The organism is Pedobacter zeae (genome assembly GCF_014196715.1).
Lineage (GTDB): Bacteria > Bacteroidota > Bacteroidia > Sphingobacteriales > Sphingobacteriaceae > Pedobacter > Pedobacter zeae.
In genome coordinates this window covers 1,153,456-1,180,188 of the sequence record NZ_JACIEF010000003.1, presented here as the reverse complement: position 1 = coordinate 1,180,188, position 26,733 = coordinate 1,153,456, and the positions used below count along the sequence as shown (strand labels likewise).

Here is a 26,733-nt window from a genome sequence, read left to right as displayed (position 1 = left end):
ATACGTTAATCTCGCTCACCGCCTTACGCTTGACGCTAAACGCCTACCGCTTCTCCATTTTCACCAGTTCCGTATCCAAAACCCTGGTTTCGAACTCGGTAATGGGCCTTTTGGCTTCGATCATAGTTATTAATAATTCGGTGGCTACCTGTCCCATTTCAAAAGCAGGCTGCTTAACTGAAGTTAAGGAAGGATTAAACAATTCGACCAGGTTAGAATTCGTAAAACCTGCGATTGCGATTTGATATGCTACCTCCGGATTGTTTTTTTTTAGAGCCATGATACAGCCCGTGGTTAAACGATCGCTCGAAATAAAAATGCCATCCGGATTCAGGGGTAAAAGCTCTTTTACGGCCTGCTCCAGCTCTGTGCTATGCATGCCGCCGTGCTGGCAGTATTTAACCAGTTCGGGCTTAAATCCGATATGGTATTTGGCCAGGGCTGCCTTGTAACCTTCTAACCTTTCTTTCGTGATTGAAAGATTTTCTGAATTGGTTAAATGTGCAATGTTGCGCTTTCCCGATAAAATCAGGTGTTCGGTAGCGTCAAAAGAACCTTTAAAATTATTCGCGATTACTTTATGGGTTTCAAAATCTTCAGGCACACGATCAAAAAAAACAATTGGTAAACCCTTTGCATATAAATTACGTAGATAATCAACATCCTGTGTTTCAGACGATAACGCAACCAGTAATCCATCAATAGAGCGAGATGCAAGATGCTCAACATTCAGTTTTTCCTGCTGTTGAGATTCGTGACTTTGAGAGATGATAACGTGATAACCCTTGTTGTAAGCAATTGATTCAATGCCATTTATCACCTGGGAAAAAAAGTTATTGGCAATTTCGCTAACAATAATACCGATAGAATAACTGCGCCTTTCTTTTAAGCTCCTGGCTATGGGATTGGCACGATAATTCACCTTTTCGGCATAAGCCAGAACCAGTTTTTTGGTTTCCTCACTTATTTCATAACGGTCTCTTAAAGCTCTTGAAACTGTCGAAGTTGACAGGCCGAGTGCTTTAGCTATATCCTTTATGGTAGATGTTTCGAATCTCATTTTGGTAAGGCGTACAAGTTACGAAAATATCTCTTTAGGGGGATTTGATTTTTTTTACCACCGAGCACAAAGCGTTGAACGTATAGTTGAATCGTTGTCACCGTTTGCAACGAGGTTGTACTAAAATAGCGATTGCATCGCCAATAGTACCATTATCCTGCATTATAAATTCTGATGGAGATTTTCCCTTCATTTGTCATCCTGAACGCCAGTGAAGGATCTTTTAATAGCAAGTAACTACATAAAGTAATCTACATTTAGACCACCATTTGAATGCCCGTGTTCATCGCTTAGGGATTCTTCACTGCGTTCAGAATGACGGAAAAAACAAAAAAGCCGCAAAATCATAGATTAAAACCTATGTTTTGTGGCTTGTTTATTCTAACTTATTTTTTTAAAAAATATACTTCGTGCTTAAAAAGTTCGAATCATCACCTTTAACGATTTCGTTCAATAACTTTTTATTATTGTCTGTAAATTTGGTGGCTACCAAAGAACGGATGGAGAATGAACGCAATGCATCCACTACAGAAAGTGTTCCTTCGGCACTGTCTTTACGACCGGTAAAAGGGAATACATCTGGTCCGCGTTGGCACTGGCAGTTGATATTTACCCGGCTTACCTGGTTAACCAAAGGATCGATTAACGAAGAAATTACCGCAGCGTTGTTGCTGAAAATACTCACCTGCTGACCATGTGGAGAACCAATTAAATACTCGATAGGCTCTTCCAGGTCATCAAAAGGCACTACAGGCACAATCGGTCCAAACTGCTCTTCGCGGTATAGTTTCATATTACTGTTTACCGGGTAAACAATGGCAGGATAAACAAAAGTTTCTAAAGTTTGTCCACCATTCTTGTTTACCACTTTTGCGCCGTGTGAAACGGCATCATCGATACAGTCTTTTAAATATTCCGGTTTATTCAGCTCTGGCAACGGTGTAAGGTTTACCCCTTTTTCCCAAGGCATGCCGAATTTCAGTTTTTCTACCTCTGCAGATAAACGTTTTAAAAACTCCTGTGCCAAACTGCGGTGTACATAAACGATCTTTATTGCTGTACAACGTTGTCCGTTAAAAGAAAGCGATCCTAAAACAGTTTCAGAAACTGCCAGGTCAAGATCTGCATCTTTAGTGATGATCGCCGCATTTTTTGCATCCAGGCCTAAAATTGCCCTTAAACGGTTTACTTTAGGATGCAGTTTTTTCAGTTCATTAGCCACCTTACTTGAGCCGATTAAGGTAAGCACATTAATTTTTCCAGATTTCATTAAGCCCGGAACGATCGTATTGCCACGGCCATAAATTGTATTTACCACACCTTTAGGAAAACTCGCCCTGAAAGCCTCTAACAAAGGGTAATGCAATAAAGTACCATGTTTAGGTGGTTTAAATAAAAGCGTATTGCCCATAATCAAAGCAGGGATCAGCGTCGTAAAAGTTTCGTTTAAAGGATAATTAAACGGCCCCATACAAAGTACCACGCCAAGCGGCGAACGGCGCACCTGGGCCACAATGCCCTGCTCTATTTCAAAGCGTGACGACTGCCTGTCGATATCTTTCAATGCATCGATGGTTGCGTAGATATATTCAACCGTACGGTCGAACTCCTTAACTGAATCGGCGTAAGATTTACCGATTTCCCACATAATGAGTTTGGCAACAATTTCTTTTTGCTCAATCATTTTATGGGTAAAGTTTTCTACACAGGCAATGCGGTCGGCAACGCTCATGGTTGGCCATTGCCCACGGCCGTTATCATAGGCCGCTACGGCAGCATCTAATGCTTCGGTCGATTCCTTTTCGGTGCATACCGGGAAACTTCCGATCCGTTTTCGTTTTAAACCTTCAGGAGTTTTAATACATACCGGAGAAAAAACTTCATTAAAAGGTCCGTTCCAGGGCTTCATTTCACCATTGGAAAGGAACTCTTTTTGATTGATTTCTTCCGCAAGCCTAAATTCATCTGGAATCTGGCTTTCTTCAACGAAAATACTTTCGAGGTTTAGCGTCGTACTCAATTTTTAATTGTTGTTAGGGTTAAATTAATGTTAAATCTATAGTTTAAGTATAGATTAACGGATTTAAAAAAAGTATTTAAGATTTAGGCACGTACTGCGGCGCCTAAATCTTGTGGGTTGAATTATTTAACTTCTATAACTTTATATTTCGGCACCAGGGTTTTCATTACTGTCCAGCCAATTAAATAGGCAACTGCGCAGAATGAGAACACGATAAAATAGCCTGCCTCTTTACCGTGGAAGCCCATAAAAGTCATTTGCGTATCGCCGGCATAAGTAAACAATACTCCGGAACCTTTGTTGATAAAAAATGAACCTAAGCCTCCGGCCATACCACCAATTCCGGTTACGGTAGCAATGGCCTGGCGAGGGAACATATCACTTACAGTGGTAAAGATATTTGCCGACCAAGCCTGGTGTGCAGCACCTGCAATACCAATAATAATTACGGGCAACCAGTAGCTATATTGCCCTAAAGGCTGGGCAAGTAAAGCCAATAGCGGGAAAAAGGCAAAAATTAACATGGCTTTCATCCTGCCATCGTAAGGGTTCATGTTTTTCTTACCGATAAAATAGGAAGGCAACCAGCCGCCGATAATCGATAACAAGGTGATGACATACAATATAAAAAGCGGGAAAGCACTTTCAGTACCGCTCATTTTATAAATATCTTTCAGGTAGGCTGGCGACCAGAATAAATAGAACCACCAAACGCCATCTGTCATAAACTTACCAAAAGCAAATGCCCAGGTTTGTTTAAATTTGAGGCAATCTGCAAATGATAGTTTTTTTACCGGCGAAGCTGCAGTAACCGTTTCACTAATTTGTTCGTGTGCAACTAAATCCTGCTGAATGTAAGCCAGTTCGGCTTTACTCACCCTTGAATGGGTTTCTGGTTTGCCATAAAGTAAAATCCAAAAAAACATCCAGATAAAACCCAGGGCACCAATAATGATAAACGACATTTCCCAGCCATAAGCATCGGCAATGTAGGGGATGGTAACAGGAGCGGCCAAAGCACCAACGGTTGCCCCTGCATTGAAAATACTGGTGGCAAAGGCGCGGTCTTTTTTAGGGAAATACTCTGCAGTAGCTTTAATGGCTGCCGGAAAGTTTCCAGCCTCACCCAAAGCCAGTACAAAACGGGCAAAAATAAACAGCGAAAGGCTGGTTGATAAAATTAATGTCGTGTTACCAACCGTAGACAGCGCCTGTTTGGAAGCCATAAAGCTGAACGCCCAGGTACCCGTAATAATGCCTGAAGTGGCAATACCGCAAAAAGCATGAATACAGGCACCAACCGACCATACTCCGATGGCCCAAAGGAAACCCTTCTTAGTATCCATCCAGTCAACAAAACGTCCGGCAACCAACATCGATCCGGCATAAAAAAGAGAGAACAGTGCAGTAATGGTTCCATAGTCGCTATCTGTCCAATGAAATTCAGGAACAAAATAGTCTTTCCATGTAAGGGAGAGTACCTGTCGATCTAAATAATTAATGGTGGTTGCAACAAATAACAGCGTACATATTGTCCATCTGAATTTGCTCATTTTGGTTTGGCTCATTTTGGTTAGGTGTGGTTAAGGATTGGGGTTACTTACTTTGTTTAATGAGGTCGAGCGCCAGTTGGGTATTTTCGCACAGTTCGTCGTAAAGGCCTTTGCTCATTACGTCTTTGCTAATTAATTTACTGCCCATACCAACTGCACAAACGCCTGCCTTAAACCAGGTTTTTAAGTTTTCGGCATTAATTTCTACCCCACCTGTTGGCATAAATAACTGGCCGGCGAAAAGATCTTTTATCGATGAAATAAACTCAGGGCCTAAAATATTTGCCGGAAAAATTTTGATCAGCATGGCTTTGTGCTCCTGGGCTACGCTGATTTCGGTCGGCGTCATACATCCCGGGATCCAAAGCATTCCGATTTTATTGGCAATTTCGGCAACTGCCGGATTTACGATCGGCGCCACAATAAAGTCAGTACCGACTTCGATAAAGGCATTGGCATCGGCAGGGGTTTTAATGGTTCCGATACCCAAATAAAGATCAGGCATTTCCGCATCGCGTACTTCCTTTAGTTTTTTAAAGTTTGGCAAAGCCGATTTACCACGGTTGGTATATTCGAAAACACGTACACCAGCTTTATACAGCGTGCGTAATATTTCAATGCTACCCGCTTCGCTATCCTGGTAAAAAAGCGGTAACATCCCCTGCTCTAAAATGGCATCTAAAATTTTGTGCTTGTTGCTAATCATTGCGTATTATTCTTTTTTCTATATCCGCTACGGTACTGGTCGTAGCATCACTTGGAATGTATAATTTATCGTAAGCTGCCGCCGTGGCAAAATTTAAGGTTTCTTTAACCGGTAACTGGTTGTAAAAACCGTAAATCAAGCCTGCCATAAAACAATCGCCACTGCCTACTTTATCTAAAATTTCTTCTGAAACATATTCCTCAGAAACGGTTAGCTGGTTATCGGTATAAATGGTGGTATAATAACGGATGCCCTTACCGTGATCGAACCTGAAAGTATTGGCAACGGCTTTGCATGCCGGGAAAAGGCTTATTATTTCTTTAGAAGTATCGGCGGCCTGTTGCAGTAATGTTTCTTTTGCATACCCATCTGCCGGCAACAGATCGGGGTGGAGTGCCGTACCCAGCATTTTATTGGCTGCCCATACATTGCCCATAATCAGGGTGCAATATTGCGCCAGCTCCTGTAAAACATCAATCGGTTCTTTACCGTATTTCCAAAGTTTGGCGCGGTAGTTCAGGTCAAGTGAAATCGTAATATTCCGCTCACTTGCTGCTTTTAAAGCCTCCAGGCAAATATCGGCAATCGATTGGTTGATGGCCGGGCAAATGGCACTGAAATGGAACCAGGTTACCCCTTTAAAAACTTCATCCCAGTTAATCTGGCCAACTTTTAAATCAGCATATGCCGAATTTGCACGATCGTAAATTACACCGGCATTTTTAAGGTCTTTCCCTTTTGGAAGATAGTATAAACCTAAACGCTCGCCATGATAAACCATTGGTGTGGTATCAATATTCCGGGCGTCAAGATCATCTACAATTTCGCGGGCGACCGAATTATCGGGCACAGCTGAGAGGTAAGCTGAAGGCACAGCCCATAACGCCAAGGCAGTGGCCACATTCAGCTCTGCACCGCCAACATAAAACGGAAGTTTATTTTCTTTTAACCATGCACCATCCATATCAGGGCAGATGCGCAAAAGTATTTCACCAAAGCTTAAAACTTTTTTCCCTTTTTTTGATGAATCGAATATCTGGGTACTCATTTTTGTAAATAATCGGCTTTTTTCATGCTGCTTTCAGTAACCGTATAAAAATGGAAATAAAACGTTTGAAATGCATTGAATCCAATGAAATTCTTTGTAAAAACCTGATTTTGGTTAAAATTTAAAGTAATTTTTTGCGTTAAAGTACGAAATATCCTGAACAATCTTACCAACCCACTCCAGGTCGTTAGGCAATTCTCCATTCTCCATGTCCTCTCCAAACAGGTTACAAACAATCCTCCTGAAGTATTCGTGGCGGGGAAAAGAAAGAAAGCTGCGCGAATCGGTAAGCATACCTACCAAACGGCTTAAAAGCCCCATGTTGGATAATGCATTTAACTGCTTGATCATGCCATCTTTTTGATCCAAAAACCACCATGCCGAACCAAACTGAACTTTACCGGCAACCGAGCCATCGTTAAAATTGCCGATCATGGTAGCAATTAATTCGTTGTCGGCAGGGTTAAGGTTATAGATAATGGTTTTGGCCAGTTTATCCTGGTTATCCAAACGGTTAAGGAATTTAGAAAGCATGCGGGCCTGGCTAAAATCGCCGATCGAATCCCAGCCGGTATCCGGGCCTAATTGCCTTAACATACGGGCATTATTGTTACGCAAAGCACCAAGGTGATATTGCTGTACCCAGCCCTTTTCGTGATCCCACTCTGCAAAATAGACCAGCATCGCTGATTTGAATTTTAGGTTTTCTTCGTAAGATATGCCCTTTTTACTGCGGATCTTATCAAAAATGGAGGCAATTTCAGCTTCAGTATAATCTTCGGCGTAAATCTGCTCCAAGCCATGGTCTGATACCGAACAACCATGATCAGCAAAGTAATCGTGACGGCTTTTCAACGCATCGATATACTCCTGAAAGCTGCTGATGGTTTTATTCACTACACTTTCCAGTTTATCGATATACTGGTTCAAACCTTCAATATCATCACTGTTCATGGCCTTATCCGGACGGAAAGCAGGCAGCATTTTAAGGTTAGCGCCTTCCCTTGCCAATTGCTGATGAAAGTTTAAGCTATCTAGAGGATCATCGGTTGTACAAACCGATTCTACATTCATTTTGGCTAATAAACCCCGAACCGAATACGCTGGCGTTTGCAGTTTAGCAGAACATTCATCGTAAATTTTCTGTGCAGTTTTACCCGAAAGCAGGTCGGTTACACCGAAATAACGCTGGAGTTCTAAATGTGTCCAATGGTATAGTGGATTACGCAAAGTATACGGAACGGTTTCTGCCCATTTCTCAAATTTTTCAAAATCTGATCCTACACCGGTAATGTATTTTTCATCAACACCATTGGCACGCATGGCCCTCCATTTATAGTGGTCGCCTGCCAGCCAAACCTGCGTTATATTGGCAAACTGCGTGTTGTTGGCAATCTGCTCCGGGATAAGGTGATTATGGTAATCGATAATCGGTAATGGTTTTGCAAAGTTGTGATAAAGCTTTTCTGCTGTTTTACTTTGCAAAAGAAAATTTTCGTCTAAAAAAGGTTTCATTGATGTAATTTGAGACATCCAGACAATAGATTTGAGGTGATCAAAACGATTATCTATTAATTTTTGGTTTATGTAATATATTATCCCCGGCTGTGTATCCACAAACCGGGACTCAATTTATATTTATATCTATCGGGATCCCGCTCTTTCCCCTGCGCTCAACACGCCAGGCTAAAGACTAACGCCCCTTTTCCATGGAATAAAATCATCCTGGTTAAGCAATACAGCTTTCGGAATTACTTCGCCGCTGGCCGCTTTAATGCAATATTCCAAAATATCTTCTCCCATTTGTTCGATGGTTTTTTCCCCTTCGATTACCGGGCCACAATTAATATCGATAATATCGCCCATACGTTTGGTTAAGGCATTATTGGTTGATACCTTGATGGTCGGACAAACCGGGTTCCCGGTAGGCGTTCCCAAACCGGTAGTGAACAAAATCAGAGTTGCCCCCGATGCTGCTTTTCCGGTAGTAGCCTCTACATCATTTCCAGGTGTACAAACCAGGTTTAAGCCGGGTTTTGTTGCAGGCTCAGTATAATCTAAAACATCTTCTACGGGTGAGGTTCCGCCTTTTTTAGCTGCACCTGTGCTTTTAATCGCATCGGTAATTAAACCATCTTTAATGTTTCCCGGTGAGGGGTTCATAAAAAAACCCGAGCCCACGTTTTCTGCAGCCTGGTTGTAAGCCGTCATTAACTGGATAAATTTACGTGCAGCAGTTTCATCTTTGGTACGGTCGATTAACTGTTGTTCGGCACCGCAGAGTTCCGGGAATTCGGCCAAAAGCACCGTTCCGCCCAAAGCCACCAGTAAATCGGAAGTATAACCTACAGCCGGATTAGCACTTATACCACTAAAACCATCACTGCCCCCACATTTTACACCTAAAACAAGTTTACTCAAAGGTGCCGGCTTACGCTCTATTTTATTGATTTCAGTTAAACCGATAAAAGTTTTACGGATGGCCTCCTTAACCAACTGTTCTTCGCTCTGCGACTGTTGTTGCTCAAAAATAAACAAGGGTTTATCAAAATTCGGACTTCGCTGTTTTAAATCGTCTATAAAATCTTTTACCTGTAAATTTTGGCAGCCCAGGCTCAACACCGTTACACCAGCCACATTGGGGTGATCGGCATATGCAGCCAAAAGCTTGCTCAACACAGCAGCATCCTGACGGGTACCGCCACAACCACCCTGATGGTTTAAAAATTTAATCCCATCTACATTCTTAAAAACACGGTTGGTCGATGGATTGGTTATCCCCATGGCACTTGGATCTGCCTCTTCCAGGATTTCGCCCTTTCTATACGCTTCTACCAACTGGTGTGCATACGATTTGTACTTATCGGTTACGGCATAACCCAATTCATTGTGCAATGCCTCTCGGATTACATCCAGGTTGCGATTTTCGCAGAAAACCGTAGGAATAAACAACCAGTAATTGGCAGTTCCTACACGGCCATCGCTGCGGATATACCCCTTAAAGGTTCTGCCTTTAAATTTGGAAACATCTGGTGCATGCCACTCGTAACGATATGGGCGAAATTCATAAGGATCGGAGGCATGTTTGGTATTTTCGGTATCCATTAAACCTCCTTTTAAAATAAAATGCTGGGCCTTACCCACCAGTACGCCATACATGATGATGTGATCGCCTGTATTCATATCCTGCATAAAAAATTTATGCTTGGCAGGAATATCATCCTGCAGGGTATATTCCTGTCCATCGTAAATAACCGTTTCGCCTTTTGCCAGGTTTTGAAGCGCAACAAGGACATTGTCGTTAGGATGGATTTTTAAAATTCTGGTAACCATTTTAAATTGTTCTTTCTGAATGCAAGTTACTTAAAGTTTCTTTTGCACCCTTGCGCTGTATTAATTCGACGTAGGATTTTACGGCGGCATTAAAGCCTGGATAATGGTTTAGGTTTTTATCCCAAAGGCGCGCATCGCCCAGGATATTATCTACAACAGTTTCAGGGTTTTTCCAGTATTGGCATAACACTTCTGCAAATTCGTCTTGTACAGGGTAAAGTTTTCCGTTTACACTGGCCGTATAGGTATTGCCATCTTTATTCACGTTCATGAAAAGAATATATGCGGCTATACCTAAAGCCGTAAGCCGGGGAGCTTCATTTTTTAAAGCGTAATACCTTTCGATGAGCGGCATGTTACGCATCTGCAGCTTGGAAGTATAATTTAAGGTAATGGCCTGCCATTGGTGCTCTAAAAAAGGATTACTGAAACGGTCGATTACGCTGTCTGCAAAAGCAGTCGCTTCGTTATGGCTAATGCTTTCATTAACCACAGCTGGCGTAATTTCATCCCTCATCAACTGTAATACATGAGCAGAGAAATCTTTATTCGCCATAGCCTCTTTTACAGTATTAAAACCTGCTAAAATGGCCAGGCCACAGCTAATGGTATGTGTGCCATTAAGCAAACGGAGTTTTAACTCTTTAAATTTATCGATAGACGGGACAATAAAAATACCTTTATCGGCCTTTTCAAAGGATAAGATTTCTTTAACCCTTTCGCTCGACGATTCAATCGCCCAAAGCCTGAAAGGTTCGGCCATGATCATGAGTTCGTCTTCATAACCCAATTCGTTTTCGATGACTTTTTGTTCTTCAGCCGGAAGTTTTCCCGGAACGATCCGGTCGACCAAAGTTTTACAGAAGTGATTGGCAGTTGTTAACCAATTCTCAAAATCCCGCCCTAATTTGTTCTGAATGGCAAGATCAAGCAAAATTTCTTTTAGTTTATCCGCATTATCACTGATTAATTCTGTCGGCACAATCACCATACCGCTTTCTACTGATCCTTTAAAGGCTTGGTACCTTTCGTGTAGAAAAGCCAATAATTTACCGGGGTAAGATTGTGGCGGATGATCGGTGATTTTATCTTCACTTTTAACAATCCCAACTTCAGTAGTATTGGAGATTACCACCTGCATTTCGGGTTGGTGTGCCGCTTTTAAAATTTCGGCCCAATCGTGTGGAGCCGATAAAACCCGGCTGATTGAAGCATTGATTGAATTTTCTTCAATGGTAAGGCCGTTTTCGATACCTTTAACACAAAGGGTATATAAATTATCCTGCTTGGAAAATTCGTCAGCGCCACCTTTTGAGGTCGATTTAACCACCAAAATACGCCCGTTAAAAATCCCCCGCTGATTGGCCTTATCGATAAAATAATCCGGCAAACCGCGAAGTAACACACCAGTTCCAAACTGAATTACTTTTTCAGGTAAGGCTAAAATTTCGACTGCTGGCTTGGTAACCTTATTGCCGTTAATGTTTTTTAAATTTTCTTTGTTTAAGATCATTGGTAATGCTTGTTGTATCCTTTCTAATTTAACCTGCTACAATGGGCAAACTTTGCTTTTGTTGCGCCATGGCAAAACCTGCAGCAGATAAAATCAAGCAGGTGAGCGCAATTTTAAGGGGACATAAACGATCAGAAATATGTTTCATGATGTGCACGGTTAAGTATACTTGGTTATTGTAATAGCAAGTGTACGTTGTTTGCAGCTAAAATAGAAGAGAAATCTATGCAATCGTTACCGGAAAATGAGGCAAAACAGCAGTTAAAAACAGAACACTAAAATCTGATAATCAATTACTTAATTAAAATATTTCTGCTTCAAAAACCAGCTACGGAAAACGTTTTCCAAAGTGCAGGTCTTTATTCAGCATCTGTTCATTGGTGTGACCATTTTAACCTCTTTTTCGGATCAGCTGCTTTTCGCGAACTGTTATATTCGGTGTTTAAGCCGTTTTCTCATTGCTAAAGATGTGGCCAGAGAACTTAAGCTCCCCTTTGTCGATCTTACTTCGTTTCAGCAATTTTTTTACAACAAAAGAAAGCAAATTTGTAAGCAGAAATTCCTTTACCAATTTGGGAGCGGCCCAATACGAAGCTGATGCAAAAAGGCTAAAAGAGAATACCCGCGTTCCATGGATGGCACCAAATCGATTGCTATAGTTCTTCAGAGCTATCCGGCAAGTGGTTGTATTCACCTTTCCATGCATAAAAACCGAATATCATCAATCCCAAACTAATTGGGAGGAAGATAAACAGGATAATTGCCCATTGCAGGATGGTATTGGTACGTTCGATATCGGTATGGGTCAGACCCACCTTATCGATTGCCTGGATAAACAAAAATGCCATGGTTAATGGCCCCAAAACCATCCAAACCAAGCCTAAAAATTTCTTTAAGGTATTCATATGAGCTAATCGTTAATATTTTCATCTTTTTTATTCGATAAGTAAATTGCACCAATAAGCAAGCTCAATGCTGCTATGCCTATCGGATACCAAAGACCAGACAAGGGTGTAGCGCCCGAAAAACTTGCAATTAGTGTTGCAATAAAAGGTACAAGGCCCCCAAAAACACCGTTACCGATATGATAAGGCAACGACATGGAGGTATACCTGATTTTAGTTGGGAATAACTCCACCAGGAAAGCTGCAATTGGTCCATAAACCATGGTTACCAGCAAAATCTGGAAGAAGATTAAGCCTACAAATTTCCAGAACACCGATGCAGGCAAAACTTTGTCTTTTATTATTTCTTTGCCCAAGAGGATCCCTTTTGTTGCAGAAACCGTATCGGTTTGTACCCTGTTAAAAGAAGCGCCATTTTTAAGCATTACTTTAGTGGAAGCTGTCCGTAAACTATCAGTAGAGTTCGCGATTAAAACAGAAGTTATCGGAGCTGGGGCAGCAGATAAAATATCAGCCTGCTCAATTTTGGTATAATCGGTATCATCCAAAAATATTTGATAGATAGGGCGATAAAAAAGAATCCCCAACAGCATTCCGCTAAGCATAATCCACTTCCTGCCAACTTTATCGCTCCAGGCACCGAATACCACAAAAAATGGTGTTGCAAAGGCGATTCCCCAAAGTAGAATATACCTCGAATCGTTAAAATCCAGTTTGCAGGTGTTTTCTAAAAAAGATTGGGCATAAAACTGCCCCGTGTACCAGATTACCCCTTGCCCCATGGTAGCACCAAATAAAGCCAGCAATACCATTTTAAAATTCGCTTTATTGTTGAAGCTCTCTTTCAGTGGATTTTTAGAGACGTTTCCCTCAGCTTTCAATTTAGAAAACAGGGGAGATTCGTGCATTTTCATGCGGATATAAATCGAAACCACCACCAGTACGATCGATAACAGAAAGGGTATTCTCCATCCCCAGTTGCCAAATGTTTCAGCCCCTAAAATATTTTTCGTGATGACAATAATCCCTAATGAAAGAAATAAACCCAATGTTGCGGTGGTTTGGATCCAGCTGGTAAAAAACCCCCGTTTGTTATGTGGAGCATGCTCCGCCACATAGGTTGCGGCACCACCATATTCGCCACCCAAAGCCAAACCCTGTATTAATCTTAACAGTAAAACCAAAATTGGGGCAGCATAACCGATACTCTTATAAGAAGGGATTAAACCGATGCAAAATGTAGATCCACCCATGAGCACCAAAGTAAGCAAGAACGTGTATTTTCTGCCGATTAAATCGCCAAGCCGACCAAAAACCAGTGCACCGAAAGGACGAACAATAAAACCCGCTGCAAAAATAGCCAAGGTGTTGATTAAGGCTGATGCACCTGCATCTTCCGGAAACAGCTGATGGCCAATGATAACGGCCAGGCTGCCAAAAATGTAAAAATCATACCATTCGATCAGCGTACCTAAAGATGATGCGCCGATTACTTTAAAGATATTGTTCCTGGGTAAAGTTTCGCTCATAGGAAATTAGAATATTTGGTTTCCCAAGATAAACATTTGCATCATAAACGGCAACCCGTACTGTTTGACATTTAATTTGTTACATGTCCAAACATTTCGGCTTTAGTTTTGTATTTTCAACCGTAACGAATTTATTTTCCATCAGTTTATATGCTTTTAATACAAAACATCAGATTAAGTAGAATTTTAAGAAATACCTGGCACGTTGATCTGATCATGATTGCCTCCTGTACGGTAGCTTACTTTGTACGCGAATATTTAATAGCACATCATTTCTCCATTCCATCCATTATTCCAACAGTATTGGGTACGGCCATTGCCTTTTTTATTGGTTTTAACAATAACCAGGCGTACGACAGATGGTGGGAGGCCCGAAAAATATGGGGCGCTCTGGTAAACGATTCGCGCTCTTTTGCAAGGGCATTGATCAATTACGTTGACGAGGATGAAGAAAGTGTAAAACGTATGATTTACAGGCATATTGCTTTCCTGTATGCATTAAAAGCAAGTTTAAGAAACGCTGTAGATGAAATTTACACCAAATATTTACCCGAAGAAGATTTAAAAGAAATAGAAAAACATAACAATAAGCATAATGCCCTTTTAAATATTCAATCGAGAGATTTACAAAAGTTATCCAAAGCAAATGCGGTTGATGGTTTCCGTTTTATTGAAATCAATGAGATGCTGACAAGATTTTCGGATTCGATGGGTATGAGCGAGCGCATCAAAAACACCATATTCCCGACCACCTATACCTATCTCACCAAAGTATTTATTTGGTTGTTTGTGGTTACATTCACCCTCGTTATCAGTAAGGATGCAGGGCCCGCAGCCATCTTTTTAGGCTGGTTAATCGGTTTCGTATTTGTATCTACACAAATTAATGGAATGAGCCTCATTAACCCTTTCGAAAGCAACTCTGCAGGTGTTCCACTCAACCAGATTACCCGCACGATAGAGATCAACCTTTTACAAATGCTCGAAGAAGACGAAATACCGGGACCGGTTAAACCTATAAATGACGAATATGTTCTTTAAGTTTCATGTTTTCTTCCCTATAAATATAAAGAAGAGGGATAAAAGCCAGAGGATAAGCATAATTAAACCGGCATTCAGAATGGCTCTTGGATAGCCTAATTGTACAACATCGATAAACGGATAGGGGTATTTATTAATCAGATAGCCCCTAACTACAATAAATACCACATAAATAAATGGATAAGCCAGCCAACTGATCGCTTGCTAGTATTGCAGCGTTGATTTTTTAACAAAGGAAACCCAGAAAAATAAAAAAATTAAAGGGTTTACTACGTGCAGAAGTTCATCAGCTAATCTCGCTGCTAAACCTGCAGGCAACACCAAACCGCGCAGCATAATATTGTAAATTAGCCCTACTACAACAATATAAACGGTAATGGCCGTTAATGTTGATGCTTGGGTGAATAAATTTCCTGATTCAACCTGTTTAACAAAAGATAAACGGGTAAAGCAAACAGCAACGATGATATTGGTTAGTACCGTAAAGTAAGATATAAACGCTTTAATTGTTGTTGGATAATCATTATTCAAGAGCTGCAAACTTACATAAAACTGAAGTGCCAGGGAAAACCAAACAGCAACAGCAGCACAACTCACAAAAGGCCTGAAATTTTTATTTAAATCCATAGAAAAAAGATCGCGATCAGCTAAAAGCCCCATTTTTAAACTAAGATAAGTATTTAACATACCAAGTCTGAAATGGCCGGCTGCCATTGGCCGTTAATTTTCTGCCGCTGCCTTTAACTGCTCTTCAAAAAGTATCGATTTAGCTTTAAACTGTGGATCAGAAAAGGAAATATTGGCTGTGGCATAGATAATCTTCCCGTCTTTTCCTACCAGTACATTCGATGGAAAGCCGTGATTGATATTCAGCTTCCGGATCCCGTCATTACTCAGCGATACAATTTCGTACCGGTAACCGTTTCTTTTTTGAAACCGCCTGGCACTGGCTGGGCTATCATGGGTAATGCCGATAAACCTTACCTCTTTTTTGCCATATTTATCCACTAAATTGTTTAATTCGGGCATCTCGGCTATACAGGGCGGGCATTTTTCGAACCAAAAGTTAATTACCACTACCTGATTTTTTAAATCGGCATTAGAGAACGGCTTTTTATTGATGGTTAAACCATTAAAAGATGGTAAGTCTTTACCCCTTAAATCTTCGAAGAAAGTTTCCTGTGTGGCCCATTTAACTGGGACATCTTGCGCAAATACGGCCAGGGAAAAAACAGAAAGCAGAATAACCAGGTAAATTTTCATCGGCTATAAATATAAAAAAAGTCCTACCCATTCGGCAGGACTTTAAGGTATTGGTAATTTGCCTTATTTAGTCTTTTTACTCAGGTAATCAATCGCAGCATCGAGGGTCACATCCTTATTGGCCATAAAATCTTTCACCGTTGGAATTATTTCGATATCAGGCTTGACGCCATAGCCTACGAATTCACGTCCATCCGGATAAGTATCCTTTTTGGTACAAACCCTTGCACTTCCCCCACCAGGCAGATCAAACAAGTAGGGTTGTCCCGTACTTCCAAAAGAATTCCTACCGATTTTGGTCATATGCTTTTGGTTATCTGCGTAAATCAAAAAATCTTCAGCTGCTGAGGCAGTATTATGGCCAATTAATAAAACTGTAGGAACCACGATGCGCTTTGCCGACAGTTGATTCTTCAATGGGCGATAATCTAAATTGTAAAAATAGTTATCCTGATAGGTTAAAAGTGCCTTTTTATTCCATTCGTTATTTGCTGTATCTTTTGCAGAGGTAAATTTTCCCCAGGCCTTAAAAGCCGAGTTTAATTGCCGGGTAGAATAGCGGGAACCATAAAGTAAGCTATCATTGGTTAGGTATTTTAAGATGTAACTCCCAATGCCTGTACTTCCTCCTCCGTTATTTCTCAAATCAATTATTATTGATTTTGCCTGATATAATTCTGGCAGTTTAGTGATAAAAAGAGAATCTATTTTTTGATCATCAAACGAATTCAGTGCAACATAAGCCAGCTTATTAGGGTACCATTTAAAATCCAGCAGGGATGATTCTGCAGGGAATGCAGGAAAAACTTCTTTTTCTTCTGTACGCTTGTGAGTGAGTTTTAAATTCAAAACCTGCCCCTTTGGTTTCTTGATTTTAATTTCGAACTGGCTTCCTTCAAGTCCCTGCAATAATTTACTTATACTCCAGTCTTGTAAAACATAATTGGTTGACGAAGATATGTATGGGGCAACATCTTCGGCTATGTATTTGGCTGTCGGTTTTCCATTCACCTCTATAACCTCGCTTCCAACAGGGATTTCATCCTTTTTGCTGAGATTAACGCGTGTAATAATCGCTTTGTTTTCTACATTTTCGATAAAGAAGCGATAATCGCCAAACATGGTATTCAATGGTTCAAAATCTTTACCACTTGGCATATAAATATTCGTATGCCCATCTTTTAACATTGCGCAGAACCGCTGCATTTCACGGTAGTAATCGTAATCGGTTTTGGTTTCCGGAATAGAAGTAATCAGTGCTTTATAAGTGCTGTCCCATTGAGCACGGTCAACTTTGTTTAAATAAACAAAGTTATAATTTACTTCCTGCCAAAATTTGGACAAACCATAAATTTTGTCTGCTTTGGTTAATTTATTAGACTGAGCAAAAACAGCCAGAGGTAAAAGCATTAATAAAAGAATCTTCTTCATATCATTTGTTTGATTTTTATGATTTTAGGCTTCAATATCTATACCATGGAGGGGAATAGCTTTGATATTGAAAAATTACAGCGTTTCTGAAAGAAACAGTGTTCATTATCGGACGCCACATGTCCGATATCGGACAATTATAAAATAAAAAGTCCTACCCATTGGGCAGGACTTCAGGATTTGTTTGGTTTAGAAAATCTTATTTAAAGGTAACAGAACCATATTCTGTTTTAATAGTTACATTTGCAGCACCACCGCTACCGATCTTGCCTGTATATTTTTTAGTTTCGTCATCTTTACTTACCAAACTTGATGTTACATTTGAACCATATTTAAAGCCGGCATAAGAAGTTGAAACATTAAAATTGCCATTATAACGGTCTGCAAATCCTAATCCTATAGCGGCATATTCGCCACCAAAGGTGAAATTTTTACAGGCTGATGTAATTTCGTTAACACTTAACCGGTTGTAATCCATTTTGATATTAGCATCACCATTCAGCGAGCCTAAAGTAACGTTCGAATATTCGGCACTTACCCCAATTTTACCTGCTGATGCAATATTCAAATCGCCATAAGCCTGTTTAGCAACCGTATTTCCCTTAACTGTATTGATATTTACCCTTGCATATTCGGAATTTAAAAGTAAGTTGCCACCAATAGTACCAATGGTTAATCCCCTGCCATACTGCACTTTAATATCAGCCGATCTTCTGATCGTATTAATATTTACAGCAACATATTCTGCATTAAGCTCTAAGGTACCCACAGCACCAATGGTTACAGGGCCATTATATTCATGTTTTACTACAGCTGCATTCAGGTCCTGAATATCACACTTCCCATACTGCACATTAATATAGTTGTTTGAATTGCTTAAATTGCCTGCTACCAGGTTTCCATATTCAACCTTTAATGAGGTAGGACCGGCAAAGTTGCCCAGTTCTACATTACCATACTGCTGCGAAACGGTTAAAGGATTTACTGCAGGCATATAAACCGTATAAATCACCTTAATTTCTCTTCTCCAGGTAGTTACCCCGTTTTTAACACTGCGACCATAACGTCCGTTTCTATCGCCCATATTGGTTTTAACAGAAACCACATCCCCGTTTTTGGAGGCATCGATATTCACGCCATCCAGCAACCGCTGTACATCGCTATCTGAATTGCTGTAGGCTTTAATATCTACGTCAACCTTTACTTCTTTCCTGTCCCATGTTTTAATGGTAATTGATCCGTATTGGTTATTTAAAATAACCTTATCGCTATTACTTACACTAAAACTCTTGCTGAAAGATTTTGAACGTTCGGCATCGCCCCCTGTTTGCTTATCCTTTGAAGTGTTAACCATAGCTATCATTGATGATTTTTCCGGATTTTCTAACACTGCTTTCTCTGACGGATTATTTAGTGCAACTTCTTGTGCACTGGTTTTTACGGCTATTAAAGCCATAAAGGCTAAAAATATTCTTATTGTTTTCATGTTGTTAATTGTTAAACACCTATGCGCTTAGCACCTGCCGGCCGGCAATAAGCTTTCGATGTAGTGAGCGTCCTTTTCCAAGCCCTCCTCAAAAAAAGGAAAGCCTTTAGCCGCGTTAATTTCTCCTGATTTAAATCTGGTTAACTTTTTTATAATCGTCAACCTGGTTAATAATCAATAATTGTTGTTTTAATAATTGCAATTGTATTTCGCGGTTTTTTACCATCGCCTTAACCACAAAAGTTTGATCGGGCGAGGTTGGCAGTTCTGCCTTTAACCTTTCGTAGTCTTCATCGAGCTTTTTCAGGTCAGCTGTAAACTTTTTGTAAAGCTCCGGATTTGCCGAAGCAAAAATGGCCAGACTGTCTCTTTTTTCAGTGATTAATCCCGCAAAGTGGACTTCTTTTTTTGCATAAGAAGCACTAACATCGGCGATCTCTAAATCTTTGTTTTGTGATCTTCCGGCGTACAGCCAGGCTAAACCGAAAACCACTACGATGGCTGCAGCAGCACTCATCCATAAATAGAGCTTTACAGGCTTTTTTTTCTTTTTTGCATCTAATTCCTGTTCAATCTTTGCCCAAAGTCCTGCCGGTGGCTCCATGATATCGAAAGCTTTACGGTTATCCTTTACAAAGGTTTCTAATCTATTATTCATCTCTCATCCCTTTCTGTTCTAAAATGCTTTTTAACTTCTTTTTAGCCCTCATGTACTGTGTACGGCTGGTATTTTCACTTATTTTTAAAATGTGTGCAATCTCTTCATGGTCATACCCTTCTAAAAGGTATAAACTCAGCACTACCCGGTAACCATCTGGCAATTGGGTAATGGCCTGTCTTATTTCTTCGGCCTGCAACCGCACCTCACTATCATCAAAGCTATCTTCATCCGGCACTTCCGATATTTCGTCAGTACTTACAAATTCCATCTTCCGCTTACGCAGGTAATTGATGGATTTGTTGATCACGATCTGCTTCAGCCAAAGCCCGAAGGTAGTTTCCTGCCTGAAATCAACAATCCTGGTAAAAGCATCTAAAAATGCCTCCTGTAAAACATCTTCCGCCTCTTCCTCGTAATTTAAAATACGCAGGGCCACATTATACATAGCCTTTGCATATAGCTTGTATAATTCAAACTGTGCTGCGCGGCTGCCCTGCATGCATTTTTTTACTAGTTCCAGGTTTTTATCGATGTATACGGCTTCCAAAATTTCGAATATTCTGATTATAAGACATAAGGGATTTTAAAACGTTGCATCAAGGTAGAAAAAAAATTAAAAATATGTTAACCTCATATTAAGATCAGGATGAAGTATAGCTTTTTCACACACAGAACGAAGCATAAAACAATCTCTTCATTCTGCAAGAAAGTGCAAGGAACCCAAATCTTTCATCCGCCTATGTAAGCGGGGTATCGAAACAGGCCCTGATTAATAAACCTGACAGCAGCGAACACGTAGTGAAACGAAGTAAAGCGGATGGCGGGACTAAAGAACCTATGAAATGCTGCCCCTTCATTTCCAAAAAAAAATAGGCTGATTTATTGATAGGAATAGGAAATGAACGGTTCTCTGCTTTTGGCATTTTCAGTCCCGCTCTCCCTCCAGCCAATTTGAAGGAAATTGGCGTCCGTCCGATCAGGTTTATTTAACTCCAGCCAGTGCAAGGAACTCAAATCTTTCATCAACCAATGCAAAAAAGGTATTAAAACAGACCTTTGTTAGTAAACCCGACAGCAGCGAACATCCCGATTTTCATCGGGATAAAGCGAATGGCGGGGCTGCAGAGTCTATGAAATGCTGCCCTTTCATTTCCAAAAAAAATAGGCTGAGTTATTGATAGGAATAGGAAATGAACGGTTCTCTGCTTTTGGCATTTTCAGTCCTGCTCTCCCTCCAGCCAATTTGAAGGAAATTGGCGTCCGTCCGATCAGGTTTATTTAACTCCGGCCAGTGCAAGGAACTCAAATCTTTCATCAGCCAATGCAAAAAGGTATTAAAACAGACCTTTGTTAGTAAACCCGACAGCAGCGAACATCCCGATTTTCATCGGGATAAAGCGAATGGCGGGGCTGCAGAGCCTATGAAATGCAGCCCCTTCATTTCCAAAAAAAATAGGCTGATTTATTAATAGGAATAGGAAATGAACGGTTCTCTGCTTTTGGCATTTTCAGTCCCGCTCTCCCTCCAGCCAATTTGAAGGAAATTGGCGTCCGTCCGATCAGGTTTATTTAACTCCGGCCAGTGCAAGGAACTCAAATCTTTCATCAGCCAATGCAAAAAGGTATTAAAACAGACCTTTGTTAGTAAACCCGACAGCAGCAAACATCCCGATTTTCATCGGGATAAAGCGAATGGCGGGGCTGCAGAGTCTATGAAATGCTGCCCTTTCATTTCCAAAAAACGAAAAACATTTTATCATTAATGACAAATTCATGGTCCCGATTTTTTTGCCCTTTGTGGAAAATCAGCTGACAACTCATCATTAATTTGAAAACCCTGATACAAACCATTAACTTCATGCCATGGAAACCGATTTAATTCTTTCAGCAATAAACGAGCTGCACCAAAAAGCAAATCAGGCTTTAGAAAATAAAGATGTGACGGCTTATACAGCTATGTTTGGCAATGATCTGAGTTTTACCCCCTTTGAAAAACCAACCATAAACAAGCGTGATTTTACCATCGATTTAAAAAAATATTTCAGCGGCATCAAAGAAATCCAAACCAGCCATTATAGGATTAAGTCCTCTGTTGAGGGTGGTATTTTCACCGAAAAAATAGCCCGTAAATCGGTTATTTTAAAGCCTAAGCTGCTTGTTTTCACTAAAAAACAAACCATACAGACTGAAGAAATCTACCATTGGAAAATTAGTAAAGGAGAATGGAAGGTTATTGCCCTTGAAATTGTACTGGAAGAGAAATATTAAATCTTCGTTTACATGACCAGACAATTAGTTTTTCATATTGTAATAGTTATCATGTTTTTTGCAAGTTGTAACAACAGGTCTATTTCAAAAAAAGTCAATCTATTAGATACAGTTTCATTCGAAAAACTTTCAAAAATTTCATGCGAATACCTCAAAAAACAGCAAGCCTACTGCCAGGAAAAATATAAAATTGGAAAGTATGAAAGATGGGATTACGACCAATCGACCGGCAAACTCATATTTAGTGATAAGGGAGTTCAAAAAGGTATTATTGACTATGAGGAAGTTGGATCCGTTTCATTAACATCAAATACATGGCTGTGGGCTTGGGACAATTCTTCTATCGAAGAAAGTGTAAAACTACAAATTGCAACGGTCAGATCTTTTGGTATTAAAAGAGGCTTTACTAGGCTCTATAATGCAGAATGGTCTGCTGATATAGTCGATGGCTGGGATATGGCTGCAATTTCTGCATATATTTTAAAAGCGAAAGGTGTTTATCGTGTTCCCAGTAATGATAATAAACTGTTTTCATTTATGCTTTTCAAAAAGATCACTGTTGTAGATTCTTTACCCAAAAAGAAATCACAATTGTAGATGTTTCAATTTAATAGTAAAAAACATAAAATCTTCTATCCTAAACTTTAAAACAAAATCGGTATTTTTGCCGCTCAATTTAGATTATACATATGTTAAGAACAGTAACTTGTGGTGCATTAAACCTAAATAACTTAGGCGAAAGTGTTACGCTATGTGGTTGGGTACAAAAATCAAGAGATTTGGGCGGTATGACTTTTATCGACATCCGCGATCGTTATGGTATTACCCAGTTGGTTTTTAACATGGACGATAATCGTGAACTTTGCGAAACTGCACGTACATTAGGCCGTGAGTTCGTAATTAAAGCGATTGGTACCGTTGTAGAGAGAAGCAACAAAAATCCAAAAATGGCAACCGGCGATGTGGAGATTAAAGTTTCTGCTTTAGAAATTTTAAATGCTGCAAAATTACCTCCGTTTATGATCGATGATGAAACGGATGGTGGCGACGAGCTGCGCATGAAATACCGTTACCTGGATTTACGCCGTAACCCGGTACGTAATAACCTGGTTTTACGCCATAAAATGGCGCAATCGGTTCGCCGTTATTTAGATGCATTAGATTTTATTGAGGTAGAAACACCTGTTTTAATTAAATCAACACCAGAAGGTGCAAGAGATTTTGTGGTCCCTAGCCGCATGAATGAGGGGGAGTTTTATGCCCTGCCACAGTCACCTCAAACTTTCAAGCAATTATTGATGGTTTCGGGCTTCGACCGTTATTTTCAGATTGTAAAATGTTTCAGGGATGAAGATTTAAGGGCCGACCGTCAGCCGGAGTTTACGCAGATCGATTGCGAAATGTCGTTCATTGAGCAGGAGGATATATTAAACACTTTTGAAGGACTGATCCGTACTTTATTTAAAGAGGTACGCAATTACGACTTACCAGAAGTGCCGCGCATGCAATATGCAGATGCCATGCGCCTGTACGGTTCGGATAAGCCTGATACCCGTTTCGCCATGCAGTTTGTTGAGCTTAACAACCTGGTAAAAGGAAAAGGCTTCCCTGTATTTGATAACGCCGAACTGGTTGTGGGTATCAATGCAAAAGGCGCAGCAAGCTATACCCGCAAACAGCTGGATGAATTAACCGATTTTATCAAACGTCCGCAGATTGGTGCTACAGGTCTAATCTATGCCCGCCATAACGATGATGGAACCATTAAATCATCTGTAGATAAATTCTTTAACGAAGAAGACCTGAAACAATGGAGTGAAGCTTTTGCGACAGAAAAAGGCGATTTATTGTTGATTTTGGCCGGCACTACCGATAAAGTACGTAAACAGTTAAATGAATTGCGTTTAGAAATGGGTAACCGTTTGGGCTTACGTGATAAGAATACATTTTCTGCCCTTTGGGTATTGGATTTCCCACTTTTAGAATGGGATGAGGAAACTGGACGCTACCATGCAATGCACCATCCATTTACCTCTCCGAAACCAGAAGATATTGCTTTACTGGACAGCAAACCAGGCGAAGTACGTGCCAATGCTTATGATTTAGTGATTAACGGAACCGAAGTTGGTGGCGGATCTATCCGTATACACGACCGTGAACTGCAGGCTTTAATGTTTAAACATTTAGGCTTCAGTGCAGAAGAGGCACAAAAACAATTTGGCTTTTTGATGGATGCTTTCGAGTTTGGCGCACCTCCGCATGGCGGTATTGCTTTCGGTTTCGACCGCCTGACTTCGATTTTTGCTGGTTTGGATACTATACGAGATGTAATCGCATTCCCTAAAAATAACTCTGGCAGGGATGTGATGATTGATAGTCCGAGCACCATTGATGAGAAACAATTGAAAGAATTGAAAATTAAAACGGATTTATAGGTTTATTGGTCATTGGCCATTAGTTGATCGGTCAGCGTTAACAAACAAATCCTTCATATTTTTTCTTGCTATATAGACCCTGAAATAAATTCAGGGTAACGAAACCAATAAAAAAGCCTCAGCATTTTAAATTCTGAGGCTTTTTTATTGAAGGGATATCTACAATTTGCCAACTAATGAACAAATGACAAATGAACCATTGAACTAATAAGTTTCGCTATCCGGTGGAATACCGTAGTCTACAAATTTCTTTTCTTTTTTCTCTTTCTTTTTACCGAACCAGCTCTTAACCGAGTTAAAAATTGCCGACAAGTGTTCGGCATCGAGCGATTTACCGATTTTTCCTGAAACCAATCCTACAGCCGCTTTAGTTAAAAAACCAGCTCCTCTGAATATGGTTTTATTCATAAACGTAGGCAACAGCAATGACATGGCTGTTCCGCTGATATTTAATTTTTCGTCGACTTTAAACAGGTTACTTGGTGTAGCATATTTTTTTATCAGTGCACCTAATGTAAATTGTTTAAAATAAGCACTGGTATCAGATTTAAGCATATTTTGCTTAAGGGTATATTCAACCTTAAGTTCTAACTTTTTAGCCTGCAGGTCTTCCAGTGTCCGGATATTTTTATAGCTTCTCATCTTCCTCCTTATCTGCAAGTTTATCAAAGTATTTTCTAATGGCCACATTAATAATAGCCTTTTCTATATACTTGTCCTTTGTTAAATAAACGATTATTGCCAATAGGATATAAAATAAGGAAACGCAGCCAAAACCTCCGGCATAGCTACCTAAAAGATCAGATACATACAGTGCCAAAGTTACCGAGCCAAATAAAAAGGCCAATATAAAACAAACTATAAATGCCGTACTGGTTACTAAATCGGCAAAAATTTTGGATGCTTTTTCTACAATATAAAGCCTTGTATACTCTACCCTGGCGTCTAAAAAGCCTTTGGCATCGTCTACAAGATCTTCAATACTTTTATCTTTATTTTCCTGCATATTTGGATGAATAGTTAACCGGGCATTAGCCCGGCTATGCAATATGATTGATTAAGCGTGCTCTACGTCGTCGCTGTATTCTTCTTCTACGCTTCTTAATTTTGTTTTGATCGAGCTTACCACTTTATCCTTTAAGCTGGCAAGATGGTTAATTTCATCAGCTGCTTTATCTTTGATAGAGTCGCCCAGATCTTTTAGAGACTGGCTTAATTTATCGCGGGTTTCATCACCTTTATCTGGTGCGAACAAAATTCCTAATGCTGCACCGGCAGCTAATCCTGCTAAAAGTGCCACCACAACTTTTGAGTTATCATTCATAATTAATGTATTTTAAGGGTTTAACAATTTAAGTACAATATAAAAACTATTACTTTATTTATTGTTAAGCTATATTTATAACTCCGTATGCTCGTTATTTGTTTTAATTCTTTCCAATCTTTCTGATGCCAGTGTACTGGTTTCGTAAATCTTAACAAGCAATATAAAATAAGATAACAGTAACGGGCCAAAAACAAGGCCCAATATTCCGAATAAGGGGATACCAATAATTACGCCAATTACTGTAATTATAGGATGAATATTGCCAACTTTTTTTGCAATAATAAACCTGAGCACATTATCGATATTAATGATGACCACAAAACCAAAAATAAGCATGGCCCAGCCGGCAAAATTATTTCCGTTCGCAATCTGCAAAATTGCAGCCGGAACAAAAACAACCGGAGGCCCTAAAACGGGTACAAAGGAAATAAACGCGGTAATTACCCCCCAGAACATAGGGTCTTTATACCCCAGAACATAAAATGAAAGACTCACCAATGAGCCCTGTACCAAACAGATTAAGCCCTGGCCCAAAACATTAGCATAGGTATTATTCCGCATTTCATCACCAAAGCGCAGTGCATTCTGTTCTCTGAAAGGTGCATATTTAATCAATGAAAATTCGAATTTTTTTCGCTCTATTAACATAAAGTAGAGTAAAAAGTACATCACCAGCAAACTTAATATAATATTTACTGCACTCGATATCAACGATGGGAAAAGCTGGGTAGCCCAATTCACCAATCGATTTAACCCTTCCTGAATAATATCCTGATTAATTTTAACCGGAATAAGGTGCTGTAATTTAATCAGCAGGTTTTTTAGGAATACTTCGCTGTTCTTCAGTTCCGAAATTTTACTGATCACCATGCTGCTTAACGCATAAAAAGGCATTACAATCAATATCACGGAAATGCCAATAAGAAAAATAGCCGTTAATCTTTTATTCCACCCCTTGTTCTCAGCCAAATGAATATAAGCTGGCCTCATGATGGTATACAGGACCAAGGTACTCAGAATGGCACCAAAAATACTTTGCAAGGAGTACACAATTAACAATCCAAGTGCAATAATAATCACCAGGTTAATGTTATTGCGTTGTTTATAGGAGAATACTGACATTTTTAGAAAACAGGCGTATTCTTTAAATGCTA

23 protein-coding genes and 1 pseudogene are annotated in these 26,733 nt (G+C 40.0%); 4 read left to right on the top strand and 20 right to left on the bottom strand.

The window, feature by feature from the left end; translation table 11 throughout:
- Positions 1-43 precede the first annotated feature (43 nt).
- From GGQ60_RS18090 to GGQ60_RS18045, 10 genes are all read right to left on the bottom strand, one after another.
- Entirely contained in the window at positions 44-1,060 is a 1,017-nt protein-coding gene (locus tag GGQ60_RS18090) for a LacI family DNA-binding transcriptional regulator (RefSeq protein ID WP_183766962.1), read from the bottom strand.
- A gap of 394 nt (positions 1,061-1,454) precedes the next feature.
- Positions 1,455-3,080 carry an NADP-dependent glyceraldehyde-3-phosphate dehydrogenase gene (locus GGQ60_RS18085; protein WP_183766960.1) on the bottom strand — a complete coding sequence of 542 codons (1,626 nt, stop codon included), beginning with the start codon at positions 3,078-3,080 and terminating at the stop codon, positions 1,455-1,457.
- Positions 3,081-3,202: 122 nt separating this feature from the next.
- On the bottom strand, positions 3,203-4,648 hold the full coding sequence (locus GGQ60_RS18080; protein WP_183766958.1) for an MFS transporter: 1,446 nt from the start codon (positions 4,646-4,648) through the stop codon (positions 3,203-3,205).
- 28 nt (positions 4,649-4,676) lie between these two features.
- Complete coding sequence (locus GGQ60_RS18075) at positions 4,677-5,339, bottom strand: beta/alpha barrel domain-containing protein (protein WP_183766956.1); 663 nt, start codon at positions 5,337-5,339, stop codon at positions 4,677-4,679.
- Positions 5,332-6,387 (bottom strand): sugar kinase, encoded by a 1,056-nt coding sequence (locus GGQ60_RS18070; RefSeq protein WP_183766954.1) that lies wholly within the window; start codon positions 6,385-6,387, stop codon positions 5,332-5,334. Before GGQ60_RS18070 ends, GGQ60_RS18075 begins: the two co-directional genes overlap by 8 nt.
- Before the next feature lie 114 nt (positions 6,388-6,501).
- The gene (uxaC, locus tag GGQ60_RS18065) at positions 6,502-7,902 is read right to left on the bottom strand and encodes a glucuronate isomerase (RefSeq protein WP_183766952.1); all 1,401 of its coding nucleotides are present in this window, start codon (positions 7,900-7,902) and stop codon (positions 6,502-6,504) included.
- Positions 7,903-8,073: 171 nt separating this feature from the next.
- Entirely contained in the window at positions 8,074-9,720 is a 1,647-nt protein-coding gene (locus GGQ60_RS18060; RefSeq protein ID WP_183766950.1) for a UxaA family hydrolase, read from the bottom strand.
- A gap of 1 nt (position 9,721) precedes the next feature.
- Positions 9,722-11,233, bottom strand: coding sequence for a tagaturonate reductase (locus GGQ60_RS18055; protein ID WP_183766948.1), 1,512 nt, complete (start codon positions 11,231-11,233; stop codon positions 9,722-9,724).
- 653 nt (positions 11,234-11,886) lie between these two features.
- Positions 11,887-12,138 carry a DUF6814 family protein gene (locus tag GGQ60_RS18050; RefSeq protein ID WP_183766946.1) on the bottom strand — a complete coding sequence of 84 codons (252 nt, stop codon included), beginning with the start codon at positions 12,136-12,138 and terminating at the stop codon, positions 11,887-11,889.
- Positions 12,139-12,143: 5 nt separating this feature from the next.
- Positions 12,144-13,667, bottom strand: a complete 1,524-nt coding sequence (locus GGQ60_RS18045) for an MFS transporter (protein ID WP_183766937.1) — start codon at positions 13,665-13,667, stop codon at positions 12,144-12,146.
- A 150-nt stretch (positions 13,668-13,817) separates the two neighbouring features.
- Here GGQ60_RS18045 and GGQ60_RS18040 point away from each other — a divergent pair, with 150 nt between their 5' ends.
- Positions 13,818-14,708: a bestrophin family protein gene (locus tag GGQ60_RS18040; RefSeq protein ID WP_183766935.1), complete on the top strand. Its 891-nt coding sequence runs from the start codon at positions 13,818-13,820 to the stop codon at positions 14,706-14,708.
- 3 nt (positions 14,709-14,711) lie between these two features.
- Here GGQ60_RS18040 and GGQ60_RS23040 read toward each other — a convergent pair.
- The 6 genes and pseudogenes from GGQ60_RS23040 to GGQ60_RS18005 form a co-directional block, all read right to left on the bottom strand.
- Positions 14,712-15,335: pseudogene (locus GGQ60_RS23040) on the bottom strand (Pr6Pr family membrane protein).
- Between the two features lie 93 nt (positions 15,336-15,428).
- Positions 15,429-15,971 carry a TlpA family protein disulfide reductase gene (locus GGQ60_RS18025; protein ID WP_183766930.1) on the bottom strand — a complete coding sequence of 181 codons (543 nt, stop codon included), beginning with the start codon at positions 15,969-15,971 and terminating at the stop codon, positions 15,429-15,431.
- A gap of 63 nt (positions 15,972-16,034) precedes the next feature.
- On the bottom strand, positions 16,035-17,402 hold the full coding sequence (locus tag GGQ60_RS18020; protein ID WP_183766929.1) for a S41 family peptidase: 1,368 nt from the start codon (positions 17,400-17,402) through the stop codon (positions 16,035-16,037).
- A gap of 199 nt (positions 17,403-17,601) precedes the next feature.
- A complete protein-coding gene (locus GGQ60_RS18015) occupies positions 17,602-18,888 on the bottom strand; it encodes a hypothetical protein (RefSeq protein ID WP_229685150.1) in 1,287 nt (428 codons plus the stop codon).
- 130 nt (positions 18,889-19,018) lie between these two features.
- Positions 19,019-19,546, bottom strand: a complete 528-nt coding sequence (locus tag GGQ60_RS18010; RefSeq protein WP_229685149.1) for an anti-sigma factor — start codon at positions 19,544-19,546, stop codon at positions 19,019-19,021.
- Positions 19,539-20,096, bottom strand: coding sequence for an RNA polymerase sigma factor (locus tag GGQ60_RS18005; RefSeq protein ID WP_183766928.1), 558 nt, complete (start codon positions 20,094-20,096; stop codon positions 19,539-19,541). Before GGQ60_RS18005 ends, GGQ60_RS18010 begins: the two co-directional genes overlap by 8 nt.
- Before the next feature lie 1,316 nt (positions 20,097-21,412).
- Here GGQ60_RS18005 and GGQ60_RS18000 point away from each other — a divergent pair.
- From GGQ60_RS18000 to aspS, 3 genes are all read left to right on the top strand, one after another.
- Positions 21,413-21,817, top strand: coding sequence for a hypothetical protein (locus tag GGQ60_RS18000; protein WP_183766927.1), 405 nt, complete (start codon positions 21,413-21,415; stop codon positions 21,815-21,817).
- A 12-nt stretch (positions 21,818-21,829) separates the two neighbouring features.
- Positions 21,830-22,414 (top strand): DUF6882 domain-containing protein, encoded by a 585-nt coding sequence (locus GGQ60_RS17995; RefSeq protein WP_221235990.1) that lies wholly within the window; start codon positions 21,830-21,832, stop codon positions 22,412-22,414.
- Positions 22,415-22,506: 92 nt separating this feature from the next.
- Entirely contained in the window at positions 22,507-24,252 is a 1,746-nt protein-coding gene (gene aspS / locus GGQ60_RS17990; RefSeq protein ID WP_183766926.1) for an aspartate--tRNA ligase, read from the top strand.
- A 204-nt stretch (positions 24,253-24,456) separates the two neighbouring features.
- On the opposite strand, the gene GGQ60_RS17985 is transcribed toward aspS, so the two are convergent.
- The 4 genes from GGQ60_RS17985 to GGQ60_RS17970 all read right to left on the bottom strand — a co-directional run bounded on the left by GGQ60_RS17985 (position 24,457) and on the right by GGQ60_RS17970 (position 26,701).
- Positions 24,457-24,894 (bottom strand): hypothetical protein, encoded by a 438-nt coding sequence (locus GGQ60_RS17985; RefSeq protein WP_183766925.1) that lies wholly within the window; start codon positions 24,892-24,894, stop codon positions 24,457-24,459.
- Positions 24,881-25,258: a phage holin family protein gene (locus GGQ60_RS17980; protein ID WP_183766923.1), complete on the bottom strand. Its 378-nt coding sequence runs from the start codon at positions 25,256-25,258 to the stop codon at positions 24,881-24,883. The genes GGQ60_RS17985 and GGQ60_RS17980 overlap by 14 nt, the downstream gene beginning before the upstream one ends.
- A gap of 51 nt (positions 25,259-25,309) precedes the next feature.
- On the bottom strand, positions 25,310-25,576 hold the full coding sequence (locus tag GGQ60_RS17975) for a YtxH domain-containing protein (RefSeq protein ID WP_057930800.1): 267 nt from the start codon (positions 25,574-25,576) through the stop codon (positions 25,310-25,312).
- Positions 25,577-25,651: 75 nt separating this feature from the next.
- Positions 25,652-26,701 carry an AI-2E family transporter gene (locus GGQ60_RS17970; protein WP_183766921.1) on the bottom strand — a complete coding sequence of 350 codons (1,050 nt, stop codon included), beginning with the start codon at positions 26,699-26,701 and terminating at the stop codon, positions 25,652-25,654.
- Positions 26,702-26,733 lie beyond the last annotated feature (32 nt).

What these genes read in the sequence shown, in the direction of transcription:
- GGQ60_RS18070 (WP_183766954.1), bottom strand. Translation starts at nt 6,387, where the DNA reads ATGAGTACCCAGATATTCGATTCATCAAAAAAAGGGAAAAAAGTTTTA.
- GGQ60_RS18010 (WP_229685149.1), bottom strand. Translation starts at nt 19,546, where the DNA reads ATGAATAATAGATTAGAAACCTTTGTAAAGGATAACCGTAAAGCTTTC.
- uxaC (WP_183766952.1), bottom strand. Translation starts at nt 7,902, where the DNA reads ATGAAACCTTTTTTAGACGAAAATTTTCTTTTGCAAAGTAAAACAGCA.
- GGQ60_RS17985 (WP_183766925.1), bottom strand. Translation starts at nt 24,894, where the DNA reads ATGAGAAGCTATAAAAATATCCGGACACTGGAAGACCTGCAGGCTAAA.
- GGQ60_RS18040 (WP_183766935.1), top strand. Translation starts at nt 13,818, where the DNA reads ATGCTTTTAATACAAAACATCAGATTAAGTAGAATTTTAAGAAATACC.
- GGQ60_RS18090 (WP_183766962.1), bottom strand. Translation starts at nt 1,060, where the DNA reads ATGAGATTCGAAACATCTACCATAAAGGATATAGCTAAAGCACTCGGC.
- GGQ60_RS17970 (WP_183766921.1), bottom strand. Translation starts at nt 26,701, where the DNA reads ATGTCAGTATTCTCCTATAAACAACGCAATAACATTAACCTGGTGATT.
- GGQ60_RS17995 (WP_221235990.1), top strand. Translation starts at nt 21,830, where the DNA reads ATGACCAGACAATTAGTTTTTCATATTGTAATAGTTATCATGTTTTTT.
- GGQ60_RS18060 (WP_183766950.1), bottom strand. Translation starts at nt 9,720, where the DNA reads ATGGTTACCAGAATTTTAAAAATCCATCCTAACGACAATGTCCTTGTT.
- aspS (WP_183766926.1), top strand. Translation starts at nt 22,507, where the DNA reads ATGTTAAGAACAGTAACTTGTGGTGCATTAAACCTAAATAACTTAGGC.
- GGQ60_RS17975 (WP_057930800.1), bottom strand. Translation starts at nt 25,576, where the DNA reads ATGAATGATAACTCAAAAGTTGTGGTGGCACTTTTAGCAGGATTAGCT.
- GGQ60_RS18075 (WP_183766956.1), bottom strand. Translation starts at nt 5,339, where the DNA reads ATGATTAGCAACAAGCACAAAATTTTAGATGCCATTTTAGAGCAGGGG.
- GGQ60_RS18055 (WP_183766948.1), bottom strand. Translation starts at nt 11,233, where the DNA reads ATGATCTTAAACAAAGAAAATTTAAAAAACATTAACGGCAATAAGGTT.
- GGQ60_RS17980 (WP_183766923.1), bottom strand. Translation starts at nt 25,258, where the DNA reads ATGCAGGAAAATAAAGATAAAAGTATTGAAGATCTTGTAGACGATGCC.
- GGQ60_RS18000 (WP_183766927.1), top strand. Translation starts at nt 21,413, where the DNA reads ATGGAAACCGATTTAATTCTTTCAGCAATAAACGAGCTGCACCAAAAA.
- GGQ60_RS18080 (WP_183766958.1), bottom strand. Translation starts at nt 4,648, where the DNA reads ATGAGCCAAACCAAAATGAGCAAATTCAGATGGACAATATGTACGCTG.
- GGQ60_RS18025 (WP_183766930.1), bottom strand. Translation starts at nt 15,971, where the DNA reads ATGAAAATTTACCTGGTTATTCTGCTTTCTGTTTTTTCCCTGGCCGTA.
- GGQ60_RS18050 (WP_183766946.1), bottom strand. Translation starts at nt 12,138, where the DNA reads ATGAATACCTTAAAGAAATTTTTAGGCTTGGTTTGGATGGTTTTGGGG.
- GGQ60_RS18045 (WP_183766937.1), bottom strand. Translation starts at nt 13,667, where the DNA reads ATGAGCGAAACTTTACCCAGGAACAATATCTTTAAAGTAATCGGCGCA.
- GGQ60_RS18020 (WP_183766929.1), bottom strand. Translation starts at nt 17,402, where the DNA reads ATGAAGAAGATTCTTTTATTAATGCTTTTACCTCTGGCTGTTTTTGCT.
- GGQ60_RS18015 (WP_229685150.1), bottom strand. Translation starts at nt 18,888, where the DNA reads ATGAAAACAATAAGAATATTTTTAGCCTTTATGGCTTTAATAGCCGTA.